The sequence below is a fragment of the Empedobacter sp. EJD.6dd genome (genome assembly GCF_057369435.1).
Window position 1 is genome coordinate 2,431,298 of record NZ_CM170667.1, and the last position, 20,121, is coordinate 2,451,418.

Annotated in this window: 15 protein-coding genes and 2 pseudogenes; 8 read left to right on the forward strand and 9 right to left on the reverse strand. The window is 31.9% G+C overall.

Features of this window, described 5'->3' with window-relative positions:
• Window positions 1-165 precede the first annotated feature (165 nt).
• Window positions 166-399 (forward strand): hypothetical protein, encoded by a 234-nt coding sequence (locus AC2I98_RS11490; protein WP_486411820.1) that lies wholly within the window; start codon window positions 166-168, stop codon window positions 397-399.
• 55 nt (window positions 400-454) lie between these two features.
• Here the strand turns inward: AC2I98_RS11490 and AC2I98_RS11495 are convergent, their stop codons facing one another.
• From AC2I98_RS11495 to AC2I98_RS11505, 3 genes are read right to left on the reverse strand one after another with little or no spacing between them, the layout of a single operon-like run.
• A complete protein-coding gene (locus AC2I98_RS11495; protein ID WP_486411821.1) occupies window positions 455-1,579 on the reverse strand; it encodes a DNA polymerase III subunit in 1,125 nt (374 codons plus the stop codon).
• 18 nt (window positions 1,580-1,597) lie between these two features.
• Entirely contained in the window at window positions 1,598-2,275 is a 678-nt protein-coding gene (locus tag AC2I98_RS11500) for a copper homeostasis protein CutC (RefSeq protein WP_486411822.1), read from the reverse strand.
• Complete coding sequence (locus AC2I98_RS11505; protein WP_486411823.1) at window positions 2,272-3,255, reverse strand: isoaspartyl peptidase/L-asparaginase family protein; 984 nt, start codon at window positions 3,253-3,255, stop codon at window positions 2,272-2,274. Before AC2I98_RS11505 ends, AC2I98_RS11500 begins: the two co-directional genes overlap by 4 nt.
• A 115-nt stretch (window positions 3,256-3,370) precedes the next feature.
• Between AC2I98_RS11505 and AC2I98_RS11510 the strand changes: the two are divergent.
• The 4 genes and pseudogenes from AC2I98_RS11510 to AC2I98_RS11525 all read left to right on the forward strand — a co-directional run.
• Window positions 3,371-5,377 (forward strand): annotated as a pseudogene (locus AC2I98_RS11510) (GH92 family glycosyl hydrolase); the annotation flags it as partial.
• A 237-nt stretch (window positions 5,378-5,614) separates the two neighbouring features.
• The gene (locus tag AC2I98_RS11515; protein WP_486414076.1) at window positions 5,615-6,139 is read left to right on the forward strand and encodes a discoidin domain-containing protein; all 525 of its coding nucleotides are present in this window, start codon (window positions 5,615-5,617) and stop codon (window positions 6,137-6,139) included.
• An 81-nt stretch (window positions 6,140-6,220) separates the two neighbouring features.
• Window positions 6,221-6,637, forward strand: a complete 417-nt coding sequence (locus AC2I98_RS11520) for a Fur family transcriptional regulator (RefSeq protein ID WP_486411824.1) — start codon at window positions 6,221-6,223, stop codon at window positions 6,635-6,637.
• 57 nt (window positions 6,638-6,694) lie between these two features.
• On the forward strand, window positions 6,695-8,635 hold the full coding sequence (locus AC2I98_RS11525) for a heavy metal translocating P-type ATPase (protein ID WP_486411825.1): 1,941 nt from the start codon (window positions 6,695-6,697) through the stop codon (window positions 8,633-8,635).
• A gap of 28 nt (window positions 8,636-8,663) precedes the next feature.
• Here the strand turns inward: AC2I98_RS11525 and AC2I98_RS11530 are convergent, their stop codons facing one another.
• On the reverse strand, window positions 8,664-9,419 hold the full coding sequence (locus AC2I98_RS11530; protein WP_486411826.1) for a tyrosine-protein phosphatase: 756 nt from the start codon (window positions 9,417-9,419) through the stop codon (window positions 8,664-8,666).
• Between the two features lie 167 nt (window positions 9,420-9,586).
• Between AC2I98_RS11530 and AC2I98_RS11535 the strand changes: the two genes are divergently transcribed.
• Complete coding sequence (locus tag AC2I98_RS11535; RefSeq protein WP_486411827.1) at window positions 9,587-10,429, forward strand: siderophore-interacting protein; 843 nt, start codon at window positions 9,587-9,589, stop codon at window positions 10,427-10,429.
• Window positions 10,430-10,496: 67 nt separating this feature from the next.
• On the opposite strand, the gene AC2I98_RS11540 is transcribed toward AC2I98_RS11535, so the two are convergent.
• From AC2I98_RS11540 to scpA, 3 genes are all read right to left on the reverse strand, one after another.
• Complete coding sequence (locus AC2I98_RS11540; RefSeq protein WP_486411828.1) at window positions 10,497-13,247, reverse strand: TonB-dependent receptor; 2,751 nt, start codon at window positions 13,245-13,247, stop codon at window positions 10,497-10,499.
• A 59-nt stretch (window positions 13,248-13,306) separates the two neighbouring features.
• Window positions 13,307-13,816 (reverse strand): hypothetical protein, encoded by a 510-nt coding sequence (locus AC2I98_RS11545; RefSeq protein WP_486411829.1) that lies wholly within the window; start codon window positions 13,814-13,816, stop codon window positions 13,307-13,309.
• 76 nt (window positions 13,817-13,892) lie between these two features.
• Window positions 13,893-16,025, reverse strand: coding sequence for a methylmalonyl-CoA mutase (scpA, locus tag AC2I98_RS11550; RefSeq protein WP_486411830.1), 2,133 nt, complete (start codon window positions 16,023-16,025; stop codon window positions 13,893-13,895).
• Window positions 16,026-16,199: 174 nt separating this feature from the next.
• Between scpA and AC2I98_RS11555 the strand changes: the two genes are divergently transcribed.
• Complete coding sequence (locus AC2I98_RS11555; RefSeq protein WP_486411831.1) at window positions 16,200-17,243, forward strand: hypothetical protein; 1,044 nt, start codon at window positions 16,200-16,202, stop codon at window positions 17,241-17,243.
• 47 nt (window positions 17,244-17,290) lie between these two features.
• Here AC2I98_RS11555 and AC2I98_RS11560 read toward each other — a convergent pair.
• Window positions 17,291-18,489, reverse strand: a pseudogene (locus AC2I98_RS11560) (IS256 family transposase).
• Window positions 18,490-18,668: 179 nt separating this feature from the next.
• Window positions 18,669-18,938, reverse strand: a complete 270-nt coding sequence (locus tag AC2I98_RS11565; protein WP_038334819.1) for a hypothetical protein — start codon at window positions 18,936-18,938, stop codon at window positions 18,669-18,671.
• Window positions 18,939-19,159: 221 nt separating this feature from the next.
• On the opposite strand from AC2I98_RS11565, the gene era reads away from it, so the two are divergent.
• Complete coding sequence (gene era, locus AC2I98_RS11570) at window positions 19,160-20,047, forward strand: GTPase Era (RefSeq protein WP_486411832.1); 888 nt, start codon at window positions 19,160-19,162, stop codon at window positions 20,045-20,047.
• Window positions 20,048-20,121 lie beyond the last annotated feature (74 nt).

A 20,121-nucleotide genomic window follows, 5' to 3' on the forward strand; every position in this document is an offset into this window, starting at 1 on the left:
AAATGGATTGTAAAAATCTAATTATCAAAAACTTATATTTTCTTATTTAAGAATGATTTAATACAATTATATTACATTGATTTTACATGATGATGCTCAGTTTTCGAAATAAATTTGTCAAAGAAAATTAATCAAACAATTATTAATAATTAAAACAATAAAACAATGAAAAAATTTTTCGCAGTAGTTGCAGTAGCAGCTTTATCTTTAGGAGCAGTATCTTGTGGTGAGAAAAAAGCAGAAGAAACAGTAGAAAACACAGTAGATTCAGTTAATGCAGTAGTAGATTCAGCTAACGCAGTAGTAGATTCAGCTAAAGCTACAGTAGATTCAGCTAAAGCAACTGTTGAAGCAGCTACAACTCCAGCAGCTCCAGCTACTGAAGCTCCAGCAAAATAATTGAAATAAAATTCAATCATATAAAAGAAAACCACTCATTAGATGAGTGGTTTTTTTATGTTGTTTTACGATGTAAGTACCGCGTTAGTTTGATCGAAAGGTCTAAAAGAATAATCTTAGAATTTCCATTTCGTTCAATATGATAAGAAGCTTCGTTAATTTCATTTAAAATATCTTCGATATTTGCGCCATGTATAAAAGGTGCAAATCCTTGCCATTTAAAACCTTCAGCATTAATTTGTAAAAAAACTAAATCATCAGATTGGTATGTTTTTAATAAAGCTTGACGAAAAATTTCGGAACAATAATTCAAAAAATCTTTTTGTTCACTACGAGACCAACTCGAAATTTGATTCGACCAATCGATTAAATCTTTTAAAACTGTTGGTGTTTTAGCAGCCATAAACGCTTTTCTAACCCACGTCACAAAATATTTATCGAATAAATGTTCGTCATCATTCAATTGATGTAAAGCTTCACGCATATTCCCTTGTGATAAAAAAGCAACGTGTTGTGCTTTTTCTGGGCTGATATTTTTCTTTTCTACTAGATAATTCTTTACATCTGATTGTGATAAACGAGGGACTTTTACCAATTGACAACGTGAAGTAATCGTTTGTAAAATCAAATCTTCTCGTTCTGTAACTAATATAAATAATGTTTTTTGTGGTGGTTCTTCTATTATTTTCAACAATTTATTCGCTGCAGCAGTTGTCATTTCTTCTGCTTGCCAAATAATCATCACTTTATAACCTCCTTCGTAACTATTTAATGCAAGTGTTTTTACAATTTCATCGGCTTCATCAACAGGAATTACACCTTGTTTTTTCTCAATACCAAGATGCGACATCCAATCGGTTAAATTTCCGTAAGAACTTTCTTCAACAAAACTTCTCCAATCGTTTAATAAATATTTCGCAAGAGGCTTTTTTACACTATCTGTAGCCGAATAAGGAAAAGAAAAATGTAAATCTGGGTGTTGTAATTTATCAACTTTAAGATTGCATTGATCGTTATTCAAACCACACAAAACTTCTCTTGCATAGGCAATAGCCAAGGCTAAAGTTCCGGAACCTTCTGGACCTGAAAAAAGCTGAGCATGACTAATACGACCATCTTTTATCGATTGTTGAAGTTTATTTTTAATCTCTTGTTGTCCAATTACATTTTCCCAAAGCATAGGTCAAAGTTACTATTTTTATTTTTCAGAATTTATCAAACTTTTTAATCGATTGATTTCTTCAAAATTAGCAATTCCAGAATCGTCAATCATAGCCGAAGAGTGAAAGTAAGTAGAATGAGTAAATGAATCTATTTCTTCAATATTTGTCGAGCGTAAACCACCTCCAGGCATAATTGTGATATGATCTTTTGCTGTATGAACCAATAATTTTAGTTCATGTTTTCCATCATCTACATTACTATTTAAACCAGAAGTTAAAATGGTTTTAAACCCTAATTTTATAACCATTTCTAATGAACTAATCGCGTTGGAAGTTCGATCAAAAGCACGATGAAATGTACAAGAAAAAGGTTTTGCAAGTTCAATTAATTCTTGATTTCGAGTGAAATCAATTTCATTTTCTTGATTTAAAATTCCGAATACAAATCCATCAATTCTGAAATTTTTAATCATAATTATTTCAGATTTCATTTGTTCAAATTCTTCTTGAGAATAATTAAAGTCTCCACCACGAGGGCGAATCATGACCATAATTTCTTTGTCCGTTTCTTTGCGAAGTGTTTTGATGTCTTCAAAACTTGGAGTGATTCCTCCAGTCGAAGCATCAGCACATAATTCTATTCTATCAGCATCCGATTTTGCTGCAATTAATGCTGACTCGAGATTAAAACAAGCTATTTCTAATTTTTTCATTTTGTAATAGATTTTCCATCAATCAAACGATTTCCACTTTGATCGTGCACGGCAAAGTTAAAGCCTGGATGAATACAATACGAACCGTATTCGCCTTGTTTGTTAATTGCAATAAAACCAACTTGAATGGCAGATAAGTCTTTTTTACGTGATTTTGTTAACTTAATTATACGATGAACAGCTTCTTTACATGCATTTTCTGGTGAATAACCTTGGCGCATTAATTCGACAACTAAATTACTACCAGCAATACGAATGACTTCTTCGCCATGACCAGTAGCGGTTGCCGCACCAATTTCGTTATCGACATATAAACCTGCCCCAATAATTGGTGAATCGCCAACACGTCCATGCATTTTGTACGCCATTCCACTTGTGGTACACGCTCCAGAAAGATTACCATGTGCATCTAAGGCAATCATTCCGATAGTATCATGATTTTCGATGTTAATTGGCATTTGGTAATTTGTATCTTTTAACCATTCTTTCCATTCTTTTTCAGAAATTTCGGTTAATAGATTTTCTTTTTTGAAGCCTTTTTCTAAAGCAAATTGTAAAGCTCCATTTCCAACCAACATAACATGAGGAGTATCTTGCATTACTTTTCGAGCAACAGAAATAGGATGTTTTATGTGTTCTAAACCTGCAACAGAACCAATATTTGCTTCATTATCCATAATACAAGCATCCAAAGTCACCTTTCCATCACGATCTGGTCTACCACCATATCCAACACTTCTTTCATTTGGATCAGCTTCAACCAATTTAACACCTTGTTCTACAGCGTCTAAAGCGGTTCCGTTTTTACCTAAAACTTTCCATGCTTCAGTGTTTGCTTCTAATCCAAAACGCCAAGTTGAAAGAACAATTGGTTTGGTAGCTTTCGTAACCTTAGTTTGTGCACTTAAGTCTAACTTGGTTGTACCTAAAAGTAGTCCCAATGCTCCAATGTTTTTTATGAAATTTCTTCTATCACTCATATGTTTATCGATTTCTAAGTTGTATTAAAACAAATATAATTCATATTATTGTATAACAGTTTATCTGTCAATTAAAACACTAAAACTTATGAAATCTACTTTACTTACTTTTTGGATGATTATTTCGTCCTTAGTTTTTGCACAAACAAAAAATTTTGCACAATATGTTAATCCGTTTATTGGAACCGGAGGACATGGGCATACATTTCCTGGAGCGACTTTACCATATGGAATGGTTCAACTTTCTCCAGATACACGAATTGATGGAAGTTGGGATGGTTGTAGTGGTTATCATTATTCAGATGATTTTATTTATGGCTTTTCACATACACATCTAAATGGAACAGGAGTTTCTGACTATGGAGATATTATGTTGATGCCCACACTTAATCAGAAAAGTTTTTTACAAGCTGATTATGGTTCTAAATTTTCGCATAAAAATGAAAAAGCAACTGCTGGATATTATCAAGTTTTATTGGATAAATACAATATCAATGTTCGATTAACAGCAACAACTCGCGTTGGTTTGCATGAATATACTTTTAATACAGCAGGTGATGGAAATATCATTTTAGATTTAAATCATCGTGATAAATTGGTAGACGGAGAGGTGAAAATTGTAGACGCGAAAACAATTTATGTCTACAGAAATTCTGAAGAATGGGCAAAGAATCAAAAGATTTTTGCTAAAATAGAATTTAATGTTCCTTTAAAATTAACAGCTTCAAAAGATGGGAATTTAACTTCAAAAACATTTAAAGGAAATGAAATTGCTTTAGCTTTTGGTAAAAAAGTAAAGAAAGGCGAGAAGATTTCGGTAAAAGTAACTTTGTCAACAACAGGTTATGAAGGAACTGATGTTAATAGTAAAGAACTGACAACTTTTGATTTTGCAAAAACGAAAATTGCTGCTGAAAAAGCTTGGAATAAAGAGTTATCAAAAATTGAAGTTAAATCTTCTGATAAGGACAAACTAACAATATTTTATACCGCTTTGTATCATACCATGATGCAACCAAATATTTCGCAAGATTTAAATGGCAATTATCGTGGAATGGACGATAAAATTCATTTAGCAAATAACTTTGATTATTATTCGGTTTTTTCTCTTTGGGATACATTCCGTGGCGCGCATCCGTTGTATACGTTAATCGAAAAGCGTCGAACAGTCGATTTTATCAACACATTTATCAAACATTATGAGCAAGGCGGGCGTTTACCAGTTTGGGAATTGGCGAGTAATGAAACTGATTGTATGATTGGTTATCACTCGGTTTCTGTGATTGCAGATGCGATGATAAAAGGTTTCAAAGGTTTTGATTATGAGAAAGCTTTCGAAGCAGCAAAACATTCGGCAATGTTAGATCATTTGGGATTGAAAGCTTATAAACAGAATGGTTTTATCGCAATTGATGATGAACACGAATCAGTTTCTAAAACATTAGAATATGCATACGATGATTGGTGTATTGCTCAAATGGCTTTGATTTTGAATAAACAAGACGATTATAAATACTTTATTGAACGTTCTCAATATTGGAAAAATTTATTTAATTATCAAACCAAGTTTATTCAACCAAAGAAAAACGGAAGTTGGTTAACTCCTTTTGATCCTCGCGAAGTAAATAACAATTATACAGAAGCAAATGGCTGGCAATACACGTTTTTTGTTCCACAAGACATCAATGGAATGATTGAATTTTATGGAGGAAAGGATAGTTTTTAAGCAAAATTAGATGAATTGTTTAATGCGCCTTCAGAGACAACAGGGCGAGAGCAAGTAGATGTTACGGGACTTATTGGGCAATATGCGCAAGGAAATGAGCCAAGTCATCATGTGGCATTTTTGTATAATTATATCGATAAACCAGAAAAAACGAAAGAATTAGTTCATAAAATTTTGAACGAACATTATAAAAATTCACCTGACGGATTAATAGGTAACGAAGATTGTGGACAAATGAGTGCGTGGTATGTTTTGGCTTCGATGGGGATTTATAGCGTTACACCAGGTTCTGGAATGTGGACAACGGTTGAACCATATTTTGATGAAATTACAATTCATTTAGAAGACGGAACGAAACGTACCATCACAAAAAATAATTACAAAGACAATCAATTTTTAGGTTTTGAGTTTCTGAAAGACAGAGAAGTAAAATCGCTTATAGAAGAAGAAAAAATTGTAACAGTTCCTGTTTTAGTTGCAGAAGACCGAGTTTTTAAAGATAAATTAATTCTTGAAGTAAAATCTTTTGAACCAAATGCCAAAATATATGTTTCGGTTAATGGAAAGAAAACGGATTTGTACAAAAAACCGATTACGATAAAAGAAACATCTACAATTTCAGCTTTTGTAGATGTGAACGGAAAGAAAAGTAAAACAATTTCTGGCACATTTACAAAGAAACCAAATGATTACACAATTCAATTAAACTCAAAATATTTGCCTCAATATCATGGTGGTGGAGATCAGAGTTTGTTAGATGGTATTTTTGGAAACGAAAATTGGAAAAAAGGAGATTGGCAAGGTTATTATGATCAAGATTTTGAAGCAATTATTGATTTGAAAAAAGTAAAATCAGTTTCTTCTGTAGCTATGAATTTCTTGCAAGATTCGCGTTCGTGGATTGTACTTCCAACAAAATTAGAAATTTATACATCTAAGGATAATCAAAATTTTAAATTGGCTGGGTTGTTAGAAAAACAAGTTGATGTATTTGATAATAATGTTTTCTCTGATTCGTGGAAAATTCAGTTCAAAGCAGAAAAAACACGTTACATAAAAGTAAAAGCAACAAATTATGGTGCTTTCCCGAAAGGTCATTTAGCAGAACCTTTTCAAGGAAAGTCGTATATTTTTGTAGATGAAATAACGATTAAATAAAAAACAATATAATTTTTTCAAGAGGTGAATCATTGTCGATTCACCTCTTTTTTCGTAACTTTATATTCGAAATCGAAGAAAATGCAAACAGAAATTTTAAACAAAACATTACAAAATCGTTCTATCAATCCGACTGCGATGCGATTATTAGTCTTGGATAAATTGATGAATGCAGAAGTAGCATTGAGTTTGGCTGATTTAGAAACAGAAATGGATCAGGCTGATCGTGTAACGATTTATCGTACGCTAAAAACATTTGAAGAAAATAAATTGATTCATTCTATAGAAGATGGAACGGGTTCTATAAAATATGCGTTGTGCGAATCGAGTTGTAAATGCACGCCAGAATTTACGCATGCTCATTTTCATTGCAACAATTGCAATCAAACGTTTTGTCTTCGAAATATTCATTTGCCAGAAATAGAACTTCCGAAGAATTTTCAGGCAGAACAATCTTCTTTTATCTTAAAAGGAATTTGCGATCAATGTAAATCCTAAACTTTGCAACCAGATTGCAGCAAGAACTTTATACTTTTGAAATATAAATTTTGAATTATGTCTAAAGCTTGTTGTAGCACGTCAAATGACGAACACAAAGATACTCATGATCACAATCACGAAGGTCATGACCATGATCACGAACACAATAATAGTAAAATTTTATTAGGCGCTAGTTTAGCTATTTTCTTTGCTGGGATTTTTATTCAATATGTTTTAAAACCGACTTGGTTTGTCGATAATCAAACTATTCGTTTAATCTGGTTTGGCATTTCATATATATTAGTTGCGTTTCCTGTTTGGGGAGAAGCATTTAAATTAGCGAAGAAGTTCGATTTTTTCAATGAGTTTTCATTGATGGGAATTGCGACTTTAGGTGCTTTTATTATCGGAGAATATCCAGAAGGTGTAGCCGTAATGTTGTTTTATACAATTGGTGAAATGTTTCAGGAAGCTGCTGTTAATAAGGCAAAAGGAAATATTAAAGCGTTATTGGATGTACGTCCAGACACAGCACATGTTTTACGAAATGGTAATTTCGAAACGATAAAACCACATGATGTTGCAATTGGTGAAACAATTCAAGTAAAAGTTGGTGAAAAAGTTCCGTTAGATGGAATAATGATTTCAGATAAAGGAAGCTTTAATACAGCAGCTTTAACGGGAGAAAGTAAACCGTCAACTTATAAAACAGGTGAAACTGTTTTGGCTGGAATGTTAAATCTTGAGAATGTAATTGAAATTCAAACCACAAAAAAGTTTGAAGACAGTTCGATTGCAAAAATTTTACAAATGGTTCAAGATGCAGCTTCTCGTAAGGCTCCAACAGAATTATTTATCCGAAAATTTGCCAAAATATATACACCAATCGTTTTTTTCTTAGCAGCTGCTTTGGTGATTATTCCTTATTTCTTTGTTGATAATTACGATTTCAATGATTGGTTGTACAGAGGGTTAGTTTTCTTGGTGGTTTCTTGTCCTTGTGCATTGGTTATTTCGGTTCCATTGGGCTATTTTGGAGGAATTGGAGCAGCTTCTCGCAACGGAATTTTGGTAAAAGGTTCTAACTTTTTAGATCTAATTGCGAAAGTGAATACGGTTGTGATGGACAAAACTGGAACAATGACTGAGGGAGTTTTCGAAGTACAAAAAATTGAAACCAATCTATCAGAATCTGAGTTTTTAAACTTTGTTTCAGCGTTAGAAAAACAATCTACACATCCAATTGCGAAAGCAATTGTAGCAAGTCATCCATCAGAGTTGAAAGCAACAGAAGTGGAAGAAATTTCAGGAAAAGGATTGAAAGGTTTAGTTGATGGTAAAACAGTTTTAGCTGGAAATACAAAGTTATTGGATCATTTTTCGATTCAATACCCGCAAGAAATTCATGAAATAGTAGAAAGTATTGTCGTTGTTTCTGTAGATAATAAATACGCTGGATACATTACAATTGCTGATAAAATAAAGGAAGATGCACAACAAGCGATTCAAAAAATGAAATCGTTAGGTGTTTCTAAAATGATTATGTTGAGTGGCGATAAAAATACCATTACGCAAAAAGTCGCGAAAGAAGTTGGTGTTGACGAAGCTTTTGGAGGACTGTTACCCGAAGGAAAAGTAGAGAAGGTAGAAGCGTTGAAAAAAGATCAAAATCAAGTGGTTGCTTTTGTAGGAGATGGAATAAATGATGCACCAGTGCTAGCACTTTCTGATGTTGGAATTGCGATGGGAGGTTTAGGAAGCGATGCAGCAATTGAAACTGCTGATGTAGTTATTCAAACAGATCAACCTTCTAAAATTGCAACGGCAATAAAAATTGGTCGTGAAACGAAAAAGATTGTTATTCAGAATATCGTTTTAGCAATGGGTGTAAAAGTGATTGTTTTATTACTAGGAGCCGAAGGTATTGCGAATATGTGGGAAGCTGTTTTTGCAGATGTAGGTGTTGCTTTGTTAGCAATTTTGAATGCTGTTCGAATTCAACGAATGAAATTTTAGATAAAAAAATAAGCGACCATTTGGTCGCTTATTTTTTTATGTACAAATCTTTCATTAAATCTAAATCTACGTTTAAAATATCGGTTAAATAATTATCGATAGAACCAAAATTAGTTCTAATAGCTTCGTAAGAACTTTCTAAATATTCTGGTAAAACGGTAATTAAGTATTTATAATTTGGATCTATTTTTAATATGTGAGCATATTTTTGTTGTAAATAAATATTCGATGCCAAATAATCTTCCAAAATTGTATCAAAATCTACTTTCAAAGCTGATAAAATCATTGCTGTTGCAAATCCTGTTCTATCTTTTCCTGCTGTACAATGAAATAAAATAGGTGTTCTATTTTTATGTTGAATGATATCAAAAAAGCTTTTGTATTGCGCTTGACATGTTTTATCTAAAACAAAATCTTCATAAATCTTGCACATAAAACCTTTCGGATTTGGAATTCCAGCTTTAAATTGTTTCACTAATTCTTCGAAATGTCCAGAAGAAATATCCAAATGCACTTCGTGATTACAACTATTAGGAATATGATCCTGATTTTTTAGACGTTCGTAAGTTGTACGCAAATCAATAATAGTTCGGATTGGATAATCATTCAAAATTTCTAAATCGTCATCCGTCAAATTTGCCAAATCATCAGATCGAATTAACAATCCTTTTCTTAAAACTTCATTTTGTGTGTTAATTATTCCACCTAAATCTCTGCAATTAAATCCGCCCTCAAGTGGAAGAGTTCTTTCATCGAGCGAGATTTCGCATAAAATATTCTCCATTTTCTGTTCGTTTTTTAGGTTATTTTTTAATACCTAAAAGTTACGTGTAATTATTTGGTTTACCATATTAAAAAAAGTATAAGTTTTTACTTTAACATTTTATTATTTTTATTCAATCTAAATTTACTTTACCTTCGCATTGAATTAGAATAAATCTAAATAATCTGATGGGAGAAAAAGTGAAAATTGCGAAAGAGAAATTTATCTTAAAAAAGAAAGAATTTGTAACACCACATCTTATTCGCGTTCATTTAGAAAATAACGACGTATCATTTTTTGAAGATACGACGTTGGGAGGAACTTGTAAATTACTTTTTCCACCACTTGGAATCCGTGATATTCACTATGCTGAATATGATGAAGAGAACAAAAAATGGATTTCGCCATCAGAGAAATTCAAACCAGTTTCTCGTACATACACTTTGCGCGACATTGATGCAAAAAACAATGTGATTGTGATTGATATTGCAAATCATGGATTAAATGGACCTGGTTCGCGTTGGGCAAATGAAGCGAAAGTTGGCGATATGATTGGAGTTTCGATGAAATCGAAAAAGAAAGAATTAGCGCCCAAAACAGATTTCATTTTCTTAGCAGCAGATTTAACAGGTTTACCAGTAATTTCCGCAATTATCGAGAATTTATCTTCAAAAACAAGCGGAATAGTTTGTGTTGAAGTGCCAACAGAAGCAGACATTCATCAAATTTATACAAAAGCAAACTTAGAGTTTAAGTGGATTGTGAATCAGAATGTAGGGAGCGGAACTGCTTTATATAGTTTAACTAAAAATCAAAAATTTCCGAAGCGTAAAGAAGGCAAACGTTTTGCTTATATAGCGGGAGAATCTAAATCTGTAAAAGAAATAAAATCATTTTTTAAAGATGATTTAGAATGGAAAAAAGACGAATTTTATTGTACATCGCATTGGAAAGCTGGAAAAGCAGAGAAAAATGCCTTAGAAAATTGTCACGATAAAATAGAACAAGAATTGTTGGTAAGAGTTTTCTAAAAACAAGAGGGATATTTAATCAAAAAGCTTCATCAGAAATGGTGAAGCTTTTTTTGTTATGAATAAATTATTGAATTTCCATTCTTCTCATTCCTCCACCTTCTCTTGGTCGGTCTCCGTCTCCACCTTTTGTAGATTTTCCTCCAAATTGGTTCAGGTTAAATGTTAGCGAGAACATCACAAATCGGGTAAGAATATTGTTTCGTTGATCGATTGTTGATTCTGCAGTAATCGTACGTGTATAGCTATTATTTTGATTCAATAAATCATAAACTTTTACACCTGCTTCCAATTTATCATCAAAGAAACGATACATCAAACTGATATTCCATAAAAAGAAATCTCTTTTAAAACCTGCTGCCATTCTTGAATTATAATTGTAACTAAAATCATTTGTCCAAGTTAAATTCTTCGGCCAAGTTGTAATGGTTTTAATTCCAAAATTATGCGTAATATTATTTTGATTATTAATTGGGTAATTTACATATTTCGAATTTGTGAAATTTAAACGATAGGAGGGAGAAATCGTTAAATAGTCTCCATAATCCCAATTTAATCTCAATGTAGGTGATAAAGTAGTATTGTACTGTTCGTATTTTATAGCATCTCTAAAACCTTGTGTTAATGCATAACTTGCCATCATTCCTACATTTATTCTAAATTTATTGATCCCTTTTTGATATTGTTTATTAAAGAAAAAGTTACCATTTAGACGATAATTTCCTTTTACATTTTCATAAGTTGTTGTTCGTTTATAAATCGAATAATCCATTTCTGTATAGTTTACGATATTCGATTCGTTGTAGGTATAACCTAAGTTTGCGTTGAATCCTTGACGTGTTTTACGATCGAAATTGCTAAACATTAAATTGAAACTATGAGCCTTATTTGGATCTAGATTAGGATTTCCTATAATAACATCTAATGGATCAGTTTCATCTAAAATTGGTAAAACTTGAGATGTCGAAGCTAAACTTGTTTTATATTTATACAAGAAAGAAAGTGAGTTATTCCCATTTTGATAGCGAATATTTCCAGAAATATCTGGCAAAGTTTTGTTTTGTGTAGAATTGTAATCTATTGCTTTAAAAGTACCGAAATTTTGTTGATTATAGATAGTTGCACCTAATCTTAATGTTGCAGAGATCTTCTTTTTGTTCAATAATAACTGTGTATAAGGATTGAACTCGTTTAGTTGAGTTGAATAAAAACGAGTCAAATCATTGTTTACGTTATCATATTCTCCTGTAATATCATTGTAATTTAAGGTTTTATTATTCGCTTCAGAATCATTTAAATTATAGGCTGAACCGACCGCAATTTTTACTGAATCAGTAATTGGATATGTATATTTTACATCGAAATTGTATTGATTATTTTTTGAAATATTTTGTTCATTAATATTTCGATAAATATCAGCAATAGAATCAGTAGTGTATAAAGTAGTTGAATTGATAAATGAATTTCGGTCTGTTTTTCCAATTGAAATGTCAGAATTAAAGTCTAAATATGATTTATTTTTAAATTTCTGATTAAGCGATAACATGGTTTTAAAGGTGTTCGAATTTGATTTTCCATTAGAAGTTTGATTCATTTGATTTCTCAAATCACCTAAATCGGAATATGTTTTACTATCTGAAATCGATGAATTTGTAGTTGATGAATTACTAAACGAAGGATAAAAATATATTTTAGTATTATTTTTTGTCCATTCCAAATTTGTCCCAAAATTATGACCATAGGTCTCGTTTTTAGTTTTAGCATTTGCGTCAGAAGTATATATATTATTAGGGGCAAAATTTTCGATATGTTTGTATTGATCATTTTTTGAAAACGAATGGTTCAAACGATAATCTGCTCCAATTTTTAAGTTATCATTTAATTGATCGCTATAATTTAAACCAATTGATGTATTAGTTGTCAATCCATCAGAACCTCTTCGGCCCATTCCACCACGACCGCGCGAACCTTCTCCGTTAACCATTCCAGATGCAGCAATATCTGTTGAAGAACCAATTATACTTATTTTCTTTTTTCCTTTAAAATAATTCGCCATCAAATTGCCTTCGTAATGATTATTTGTTCCATAACCCGCCGTGGCTTTTAGCATATAACCTTTTTTCTTATCTTCTTTTAGGGTAATATTTAATGATGATTTATCAGATTTAGATCGTTCACCAGAGAATTTTTCATTCTTTGTTTTATAGTCCGAAACCTGAATTTTTTTGATAATATCCGCAGGTAAATTTTCTAAAGCTACTTTTCCATCTGTTCCGAAAAATGGTTCTCCATCTATCAAAATTTCATTTACATCTTTTCCATTAACAGTTATTTTACCGTCGTCATCCATTTCAAAACCTGGTAATTCTCTTAATAAAGCTTCTAAATTTGCATTTGGTTTTACTTTGTAGGAGTCTGCATTATATTCTATTGTGTCTTGTTTTACAACAATAGGTTCAACATTGGTTACTACTACCTCATCTAAATCATAAATCATAGGATTAATGATAATTGTTCCAAGGTCAATATTATTTTTAATGGATTCGAAACTTTGCTTGAAAACACCTTCTAAAGCATCATCAATAATTAAATAAACTGGTTTTTCTTGCGGATTGATTTCAATTTTAAATGTTCCATCATCATTTGTTGTTGATGTAGAAATTTTTGTAGAATCGGATTTATTTCCTAAAATAACTTCAGAATCTGCTAAAGGGAAATTGAGTACATCAGTTACCTTTCCTGTGATTGTGATTTTTTCTTGTCCGTAAGAGAATAACGCTATGAAACTTAAAAGAAATGTAAGAATATATTTTGCCATGAGATGAATAGGTTTCTTCATCTGTTAGACATCAAAATTTAGGCAAAGTTTAATTTTGATTAGAGTTTTTTCCAACTTTTATCCGAAATTTTTGAAATATCGAAATCAGAAGTTGTCTTAAAAAATGGAGTAATTTCTACAACTCGCTTTATTTGAGTTGTTTTTACATTAGATTCAGGACAAAATGTTTCGAATAAAACTATTTTTTCTGAATTAGAAGAATTTGATTTATAGAGTGTTTTTTTGATTTTTTTATCAATTTTCCAATTGGTACAACTCCCAATACTATAATATTCGAATGTTAAAAGAGGAAGTAAACCAATGATAATTCCAAAGATAAATTTCATGATATTCATAAAACTCCAACCGTCTTTCTTTTTTATTGAAAGAAGAAAGAGAACATAAATACTAACTGCTGCTGCAAAGGTTAACAACTTTGGAAATAGTTTTGCAAAATCATGATTTGCAAATTCTAAACTAATGAAATCTCCAATCAGAAAGTATCCAATAAACCATATAATAAAAATTGTACAGATGATTAAGATAATATTTCGAAGAGTTTTATTCATTTCGTTTTAAGGTTTGTGTGGTATAAATATAAAAATATTCCTGTCAATAGACAGGAATACTCATACTAAAATAGATTTATTTATAAGATTTCAATAAATTCTCTAAAATTTCGCAAGCACTTTCTGCCAAGTTTGTTCCTGGACCAAAAATAGCGTCTGCTCCATTTTGGTAAAGATAGTCATAATCTTGACGTGGAATAACACCTCCCACTACAATGTATACATCATCTCGACCTAGTTCTTTTAGCTGTTTTACAACTTCTGGAACCAATGTTTTGTGACCAGCAGCTAGCGAAGATATTCCTAAAATATGTACATCATTCTCAACAGCTTGTTTCGCAACTTCTGCTGGTGTTTGGAATAATGGCGAAATATCAACATCAAATCCCATATCAGCAAAAGAGGTTGCGACAACTTTGGCACCACGATCGTGTCCGTCTTGTCCCATTTTTGCAACCATAATACGAGGACGGCGTCCGTCTTCTTCAGCAAACTCGTCAGCTAACTTACGAGCTTCTTCAAACTTATTCATTTTACCTGCTTCCATAGCATAAACTCCTTGAATTCCTCTTGTGATTGCTTTGTGACGACCAAAAATAACTTCTAGAGCGTCAGAAATTTCACCTAAGGTTACACGACGACGAGCCGCTTCAATAGATAATTCTAATAAATTTCCTTTACCTGTTTCGGCAGCTTTTGTTAACTGCGCTAAAATATCTTGAACAGCTCCGTTGTTACGTTCTGCTTTAATTTGATTTAATCGATCAATTTGTTTTTGACGAACAGCTGTATTATCTACTTCTAAAATTTCGAATTCTTGTTGTTCTAATTTAGAACGATAAGCATTTACTCCAACAATTGCTACTTCACCAGAATCAATCTTGGCTTGTTTTTTAGCTGCAGCTTCTTCAATACGCATTTTTGGAATTCCAGCTTCTATCGCTTGTGTCATTCCGCCTAATTCGCGAACTTCTTGTATATATTCCCACGCTTGATTTGCCATTTCATTTGTCAAAGATTCAATCATAAAACTTCCTCCAAAAGGATCAGCGGTTCTACAAATTTGAGTTTCTTCTTGTAAAATGATTTGTGTATTACGTGCAATACGAGCCGAGAAATCTGTTGGTAAAGCAATTGCTTCATCCAATGCATTGGTATGCAAAGATTGTGTCCCGCCCAAAGCTGCTGCTAAAGCTTCGATTGCTGTACGCCCAATATTATTATATGGCTCTTGCTCTGTTAAACTCCAACCAGAAGTCTGACAATGCGTTCTTAACATTAATGACTTTTTATTTTGAGGTTCAAATTCTTGCATCAATTTTGCCCATAACATACGAGCAGCTCTCATTTTTGCAATTTCTTGAGGAAAATTCATTCCAATCGCCCAGAAGAATGATAAACGAGGAGCAAAGTCATCTACTTTTAATCCTGCATCTAAACCAGTTTTTACGTACTCGTAACCATCTGCTAATGTATAAGCCATTTCCAAAACAGGCGTTGCTCCTGCTTCTTGCATATGATAACCCGAAATAGAAATCGAATTGAAACGAGGTATTTTTTGAGAAGTATATTCGAAAATATCTGCAATGATTTTCATCGAAGGAGTTGGTGGATAGATGTACGTATTACGCACCATAAACTCTTTCAAAATATCATTCTGAATCGTACCAGAAAGTTGTTCTTGCGAAACACCTTGTTCTTCAGCCGCTACAATGTAGAATGCTAAAATAGGAAGAACAGCACCATTCATGGTCATCGAAACTGAAATTTTATCCAATGGAATTTCATTGAACAAAATTTTCATATCCTCTACCGAATCAATTGCTACACCAGCTTTTCCAACATCTCCAACAACACGTTCGTGATCCGAATCATAACCACGGTGTGTAGCCAAATCAAAAGCAACTGAAAGTCCCTTTTGTCCTGCAGCTAAATTTCTTTTGTAAAAAGCATTCGATTCCTCTGCAGTAGAAAAACCAGCATATTGACGGATTGTCCAAGGCTGACGCACATACATTGTCGTATAAGGACCACGTAAATATGGCGCAACACCGGGTAGAAAGTTTATTTGTTTCAGATCTTTTACATCATCGTAATTGTAATCACTTTTTACTTGTAAACTATCTAATTCAAATGATTCGATATGTGATGGATTAGAATTTAGATTTCTTTTAAATCTTAAATTCGAAAAATCTGTTTTGTGATTCATCTTGCTAAGATAATTAATAATCTATTAGATTTTATATCAAGCCATTTTTTTGAATCTTCTTTTTTCAACTTTTTGTCAACAAATTAATAAATAAAACTACAGGTATAGTTTTTGGTAAAATTATTGATTGAATTTGATTATCAATAAATTAAAAACCGCACAAAAATAATTAATATGAAACTAGAATTTAGTAACAAGAAGATTCCCGAAATTTTGGATGAATTTCAGGATAAAAATACCTTTCAATGGCAAAAAGATATTTTTGATTTGATGAAAAAGATGGATGCGAATGAGGAAATTGTCAATTTTCATTATTTGAGAGAGGACAATGTTTATGTATCAAACTTTAATTCAAAATTTGTGAATGCAAGTTTTCAATCACTCAATAAATTTTTAGGATTAAAAAAAGGAGATTCAGCGCTTATTAATTCATCAGTTTTAGAAAATGAAGGTGAAATTTCGCTGATTCAAGCAATAGAAGGTGATTTGGATTTGTATTGTCATGAAGATTCTGATAAGGTGAAAATTCCTTTGACAGATGAAGGTCAAAATGAAGTCGGATATGCGTTGAATTATGCATATTTAACAAAAGATCAATTAGAAAATTCATATGATGATTTAGCTCGAATAGAGAAAATAGCTATTGAAAGTGATGATTTGTCTGAAGAATTAATCCAGAAATTGAGTGAACATAAAAAAACAAGTTTTTATCAAGTATTTACCGCTAACGGATTTCCAATAGCAGTGAAAAAACTTGATGAAAAAGAATACACTGTTTTAGATAAAATAGGACTTTCTGAAGATGAAAAAGGTCATTTGGTTTTAAATTCTCCTTATGAAACAGAATCGTTGAATTTATACAGACAAGCAATTATTTCTGATGATCAAAAAAGATTTAGATGGGTTTCTGGAAACGAATGTAAATTGAATGGAAAAGATGTGGTGAATTTGGAATTGATAGAAGAAAAACTAAAACCATATATCGATTACAATTTTATTGTAGTTGCTTTTCCTAAAAAAGGAAGCAAAGAAGATGTGATTTCATTGGTGATAGAAAGCCGTTTTTCTGAACATGTTGATATTCCTAAAAGCGAATTAGAGCCTTATGAAGTTCCACAACAAACATTTTTCATCGGCGATTTTCCGAAAAGTAATGACAAAGCTGCTATACGTGCAGAGTTAATTAGATTATTGAATGAAGCCAATCAAGCTAATTAAGACACTATCCCATCAAGTGTGTAAGTAGAAAAGTTAGGGCTTAGATTTTATAATCTGAGCCTATTTTCAAAAATAAGCATAAATTGGTTTAAAACAATTCCCCAATTATGGATTGGCATAGTCCATTTTTTAGAGGACTCTTTGAGTGCCAGATAAACAGACTTTAAGACAGCATCATCGGTAGGAAATGACATTTTATTTTTAGTGTATTTTCTAATTTTTCCGTTTAGATTTTCAATTAAATTAGTGGTGTAAATGATTTTACGGATTTCTAGCGGAAATTCAAAAAATACGGTTAATTCATCCCAATTATTTCTCCAGGATTGAATGGCGTACAAATATTTACTTTCCCATTTTGTTGCAAAATCGTCCAAAGCAGCTTTTGCGGCGTCTTTGTTGGGTGCTGTATAAATGTGTTTCATATCGGCAGAAAACTCTTTTCTGTCTTTCCAAACCACATATTTGCAAGCGTTTCTAATCTGATGAACTACACAAATTTGAGTTTGCGATTCTGGAAAAACAGAGCGAATAGTCTGGGTAAATCTGTTCAAATTATCGGTTGCTGTAATGAGAATATCTTCAACACCACGAGCTTTTAAATCGGTCAAAACACTCATCCAAAAACTGGAACTCTCATTCTTTCCAAGCCACATGCCTAACACTTCTTTTCTTCCCTCTCGGTTTAAACCAACGGCTAAATAAATGGTTTTATTGATGACTTTTGAATTTTCTCGAACTTTAAAAACAATTCCATCCATCCAAACAATCAAGTATAAGTCGTCTAATGGTCGGTTTTGCCAAGCAACAACTTCACTAGCAACAGCGTTAGTAATTCGTGATATTGTTGATGTTGAAATATCAAAATCGTACATCTCGCGAATCTGTTCTTCGATGTCCGAAACACTCATTCCTTTGGCATAAAATGAAATAATAATATTTTCTAAACCATCGATAATATTGTGTCTTTTGGGAACTAAAGCAGGTTCAAAACTGCCTTTTCTATCACGAGGAACCTTAATTTCTGATTCACCAAAAGCGGATTTTATTTTCTTGGAGTCATGTCCGTTTCGATAATTTCCATCTTTGCTTCTGGCATGTTTTTCATTGTCTAGATGACTATCTAGTTCAGCATCCAACATATGTTCAACTGCTTTCTTGTGCAGCTCCTTGAAGAAAGATGTTAAATCCTCTCCATTCTTAAAGGACTTGTATCCTTACTGTTTAATAAATCTTCTTTGTCGATCATAACTATGTAACGTTTAAAAATAATAAAAAGTTATCTCCGAAAAATTATTTGAGCTGTAAGGCTCATAATTTTTCAGAATAACTTTTCTTCTTACACAGTTTGTGTGATACTACCCTAATTAAATAAAAGACGGATACTACATGTAGTATCCGTCTTTTATTCTAAGTAATAAACAATTTTTAATATTGAATATCAATTAAAGATTTTAAAGGAATCAAAACACCATTTTTAATCTGTAAGAATTTATCTGTAACAGACCAAACAGTCGTTTCTATTTTTTTTGGACCTTGATCAGTCTGAAATGTAATATATGCTTTCGATTTGAATTCGTTTCCTAATCTTACTGCACCATTCAATTTGTTTGCCTCTACTGTTACTTCGTCTTTTGGCGCGTCTAAAAATTTATAGTTTCTTACTTCTTCTTTTTCGATAAGTTCTGCTTTCATCATTTTTTTAAATTTTGGTTAATTTAATTTTCCATAACACATGTATGAAATTAGTCATATTTTTCAATAAACCATAACTTTCGTCATATTTTTTTGAACTTAATTAGAATTATTCAAAATACAGACCAAAATCAATTTATAAAATTAAAATTTGATTAGAATTTTAATCTTTTCTTCAACATATAAATCTGAAATATTACTAAAGAAATTATTAAATTTGCAGAATGTCAGACGAAAAGAAATTTAAATCCGGTTTTGTAAACATCATAGGAAATCCAAATGTTGGAAAATCTACCTTGATGAATATGTTGATGAAAGAGCGACTTGTTATTGCAACGCATAAGGCGCAAACAACACGTCATCGTATCAAAGGTATTTTGACAGGAGAAGATTATCAGATTGTATTTTCGGATACGCCAGGAGTGTTAGACCCTGCTTACGAATTACAAACCAAAATGATGGATGCAGTAAAAGAATCATTAGTAGATGCTGATGTTATTCTTTATGTGGTAGAAATCGGAGAGAAACGTTTGAAGAATGAAGAAGTTTTTGAGCGTCTGCAAAAAACATCAACCCCAATTATTTTATTATTAAATAAGATAGATACAGCAACACAAGATCGTTTGAATGAAGCTGTAGAATATTGGCATGAATTATTACAAAAAGCCGAAATTTTACCTATTTCTGCAAAAGAAAATGTGAATGTTGATTTATTGATTAATAAAATTAAAGCAATTATTCCAGAAGGACCGCAATATTATCCAGATGATCAGTTGACAGACCGTTCAGAGCGTTTTATTGTGAACGAAGTTATTCGTGAAAAGATTTTGATGAATTATCAAAAAGAAATTCCATATTCTGTTGAGGTGGTAACAGAACGTTTTAAAGAAGATTTGAATTTGATTTCGATTGAAGCTGAAATTTTTGTTGAACGTGATTCTCAAAAAGGAATTATCATTGGGCATAAAGGAGAATCTTTATCAAAAGTTGGGAAAGAAGCCAGAGAAGAATTAGAAAAATTCTTTGATAAAAAAGTTTTCTTGAAGCTTTTTGTAAAAGTGCGAAAAGATTGGAGAAGCAAAGAAAATGATTTACGCCGTTTTGGTTATTAAAAACGAATAAAAAATAGATAAGTCTTGAGAAATCAAGGCTTTTTTTATGGATAGACATAATATTAATTGTAAAT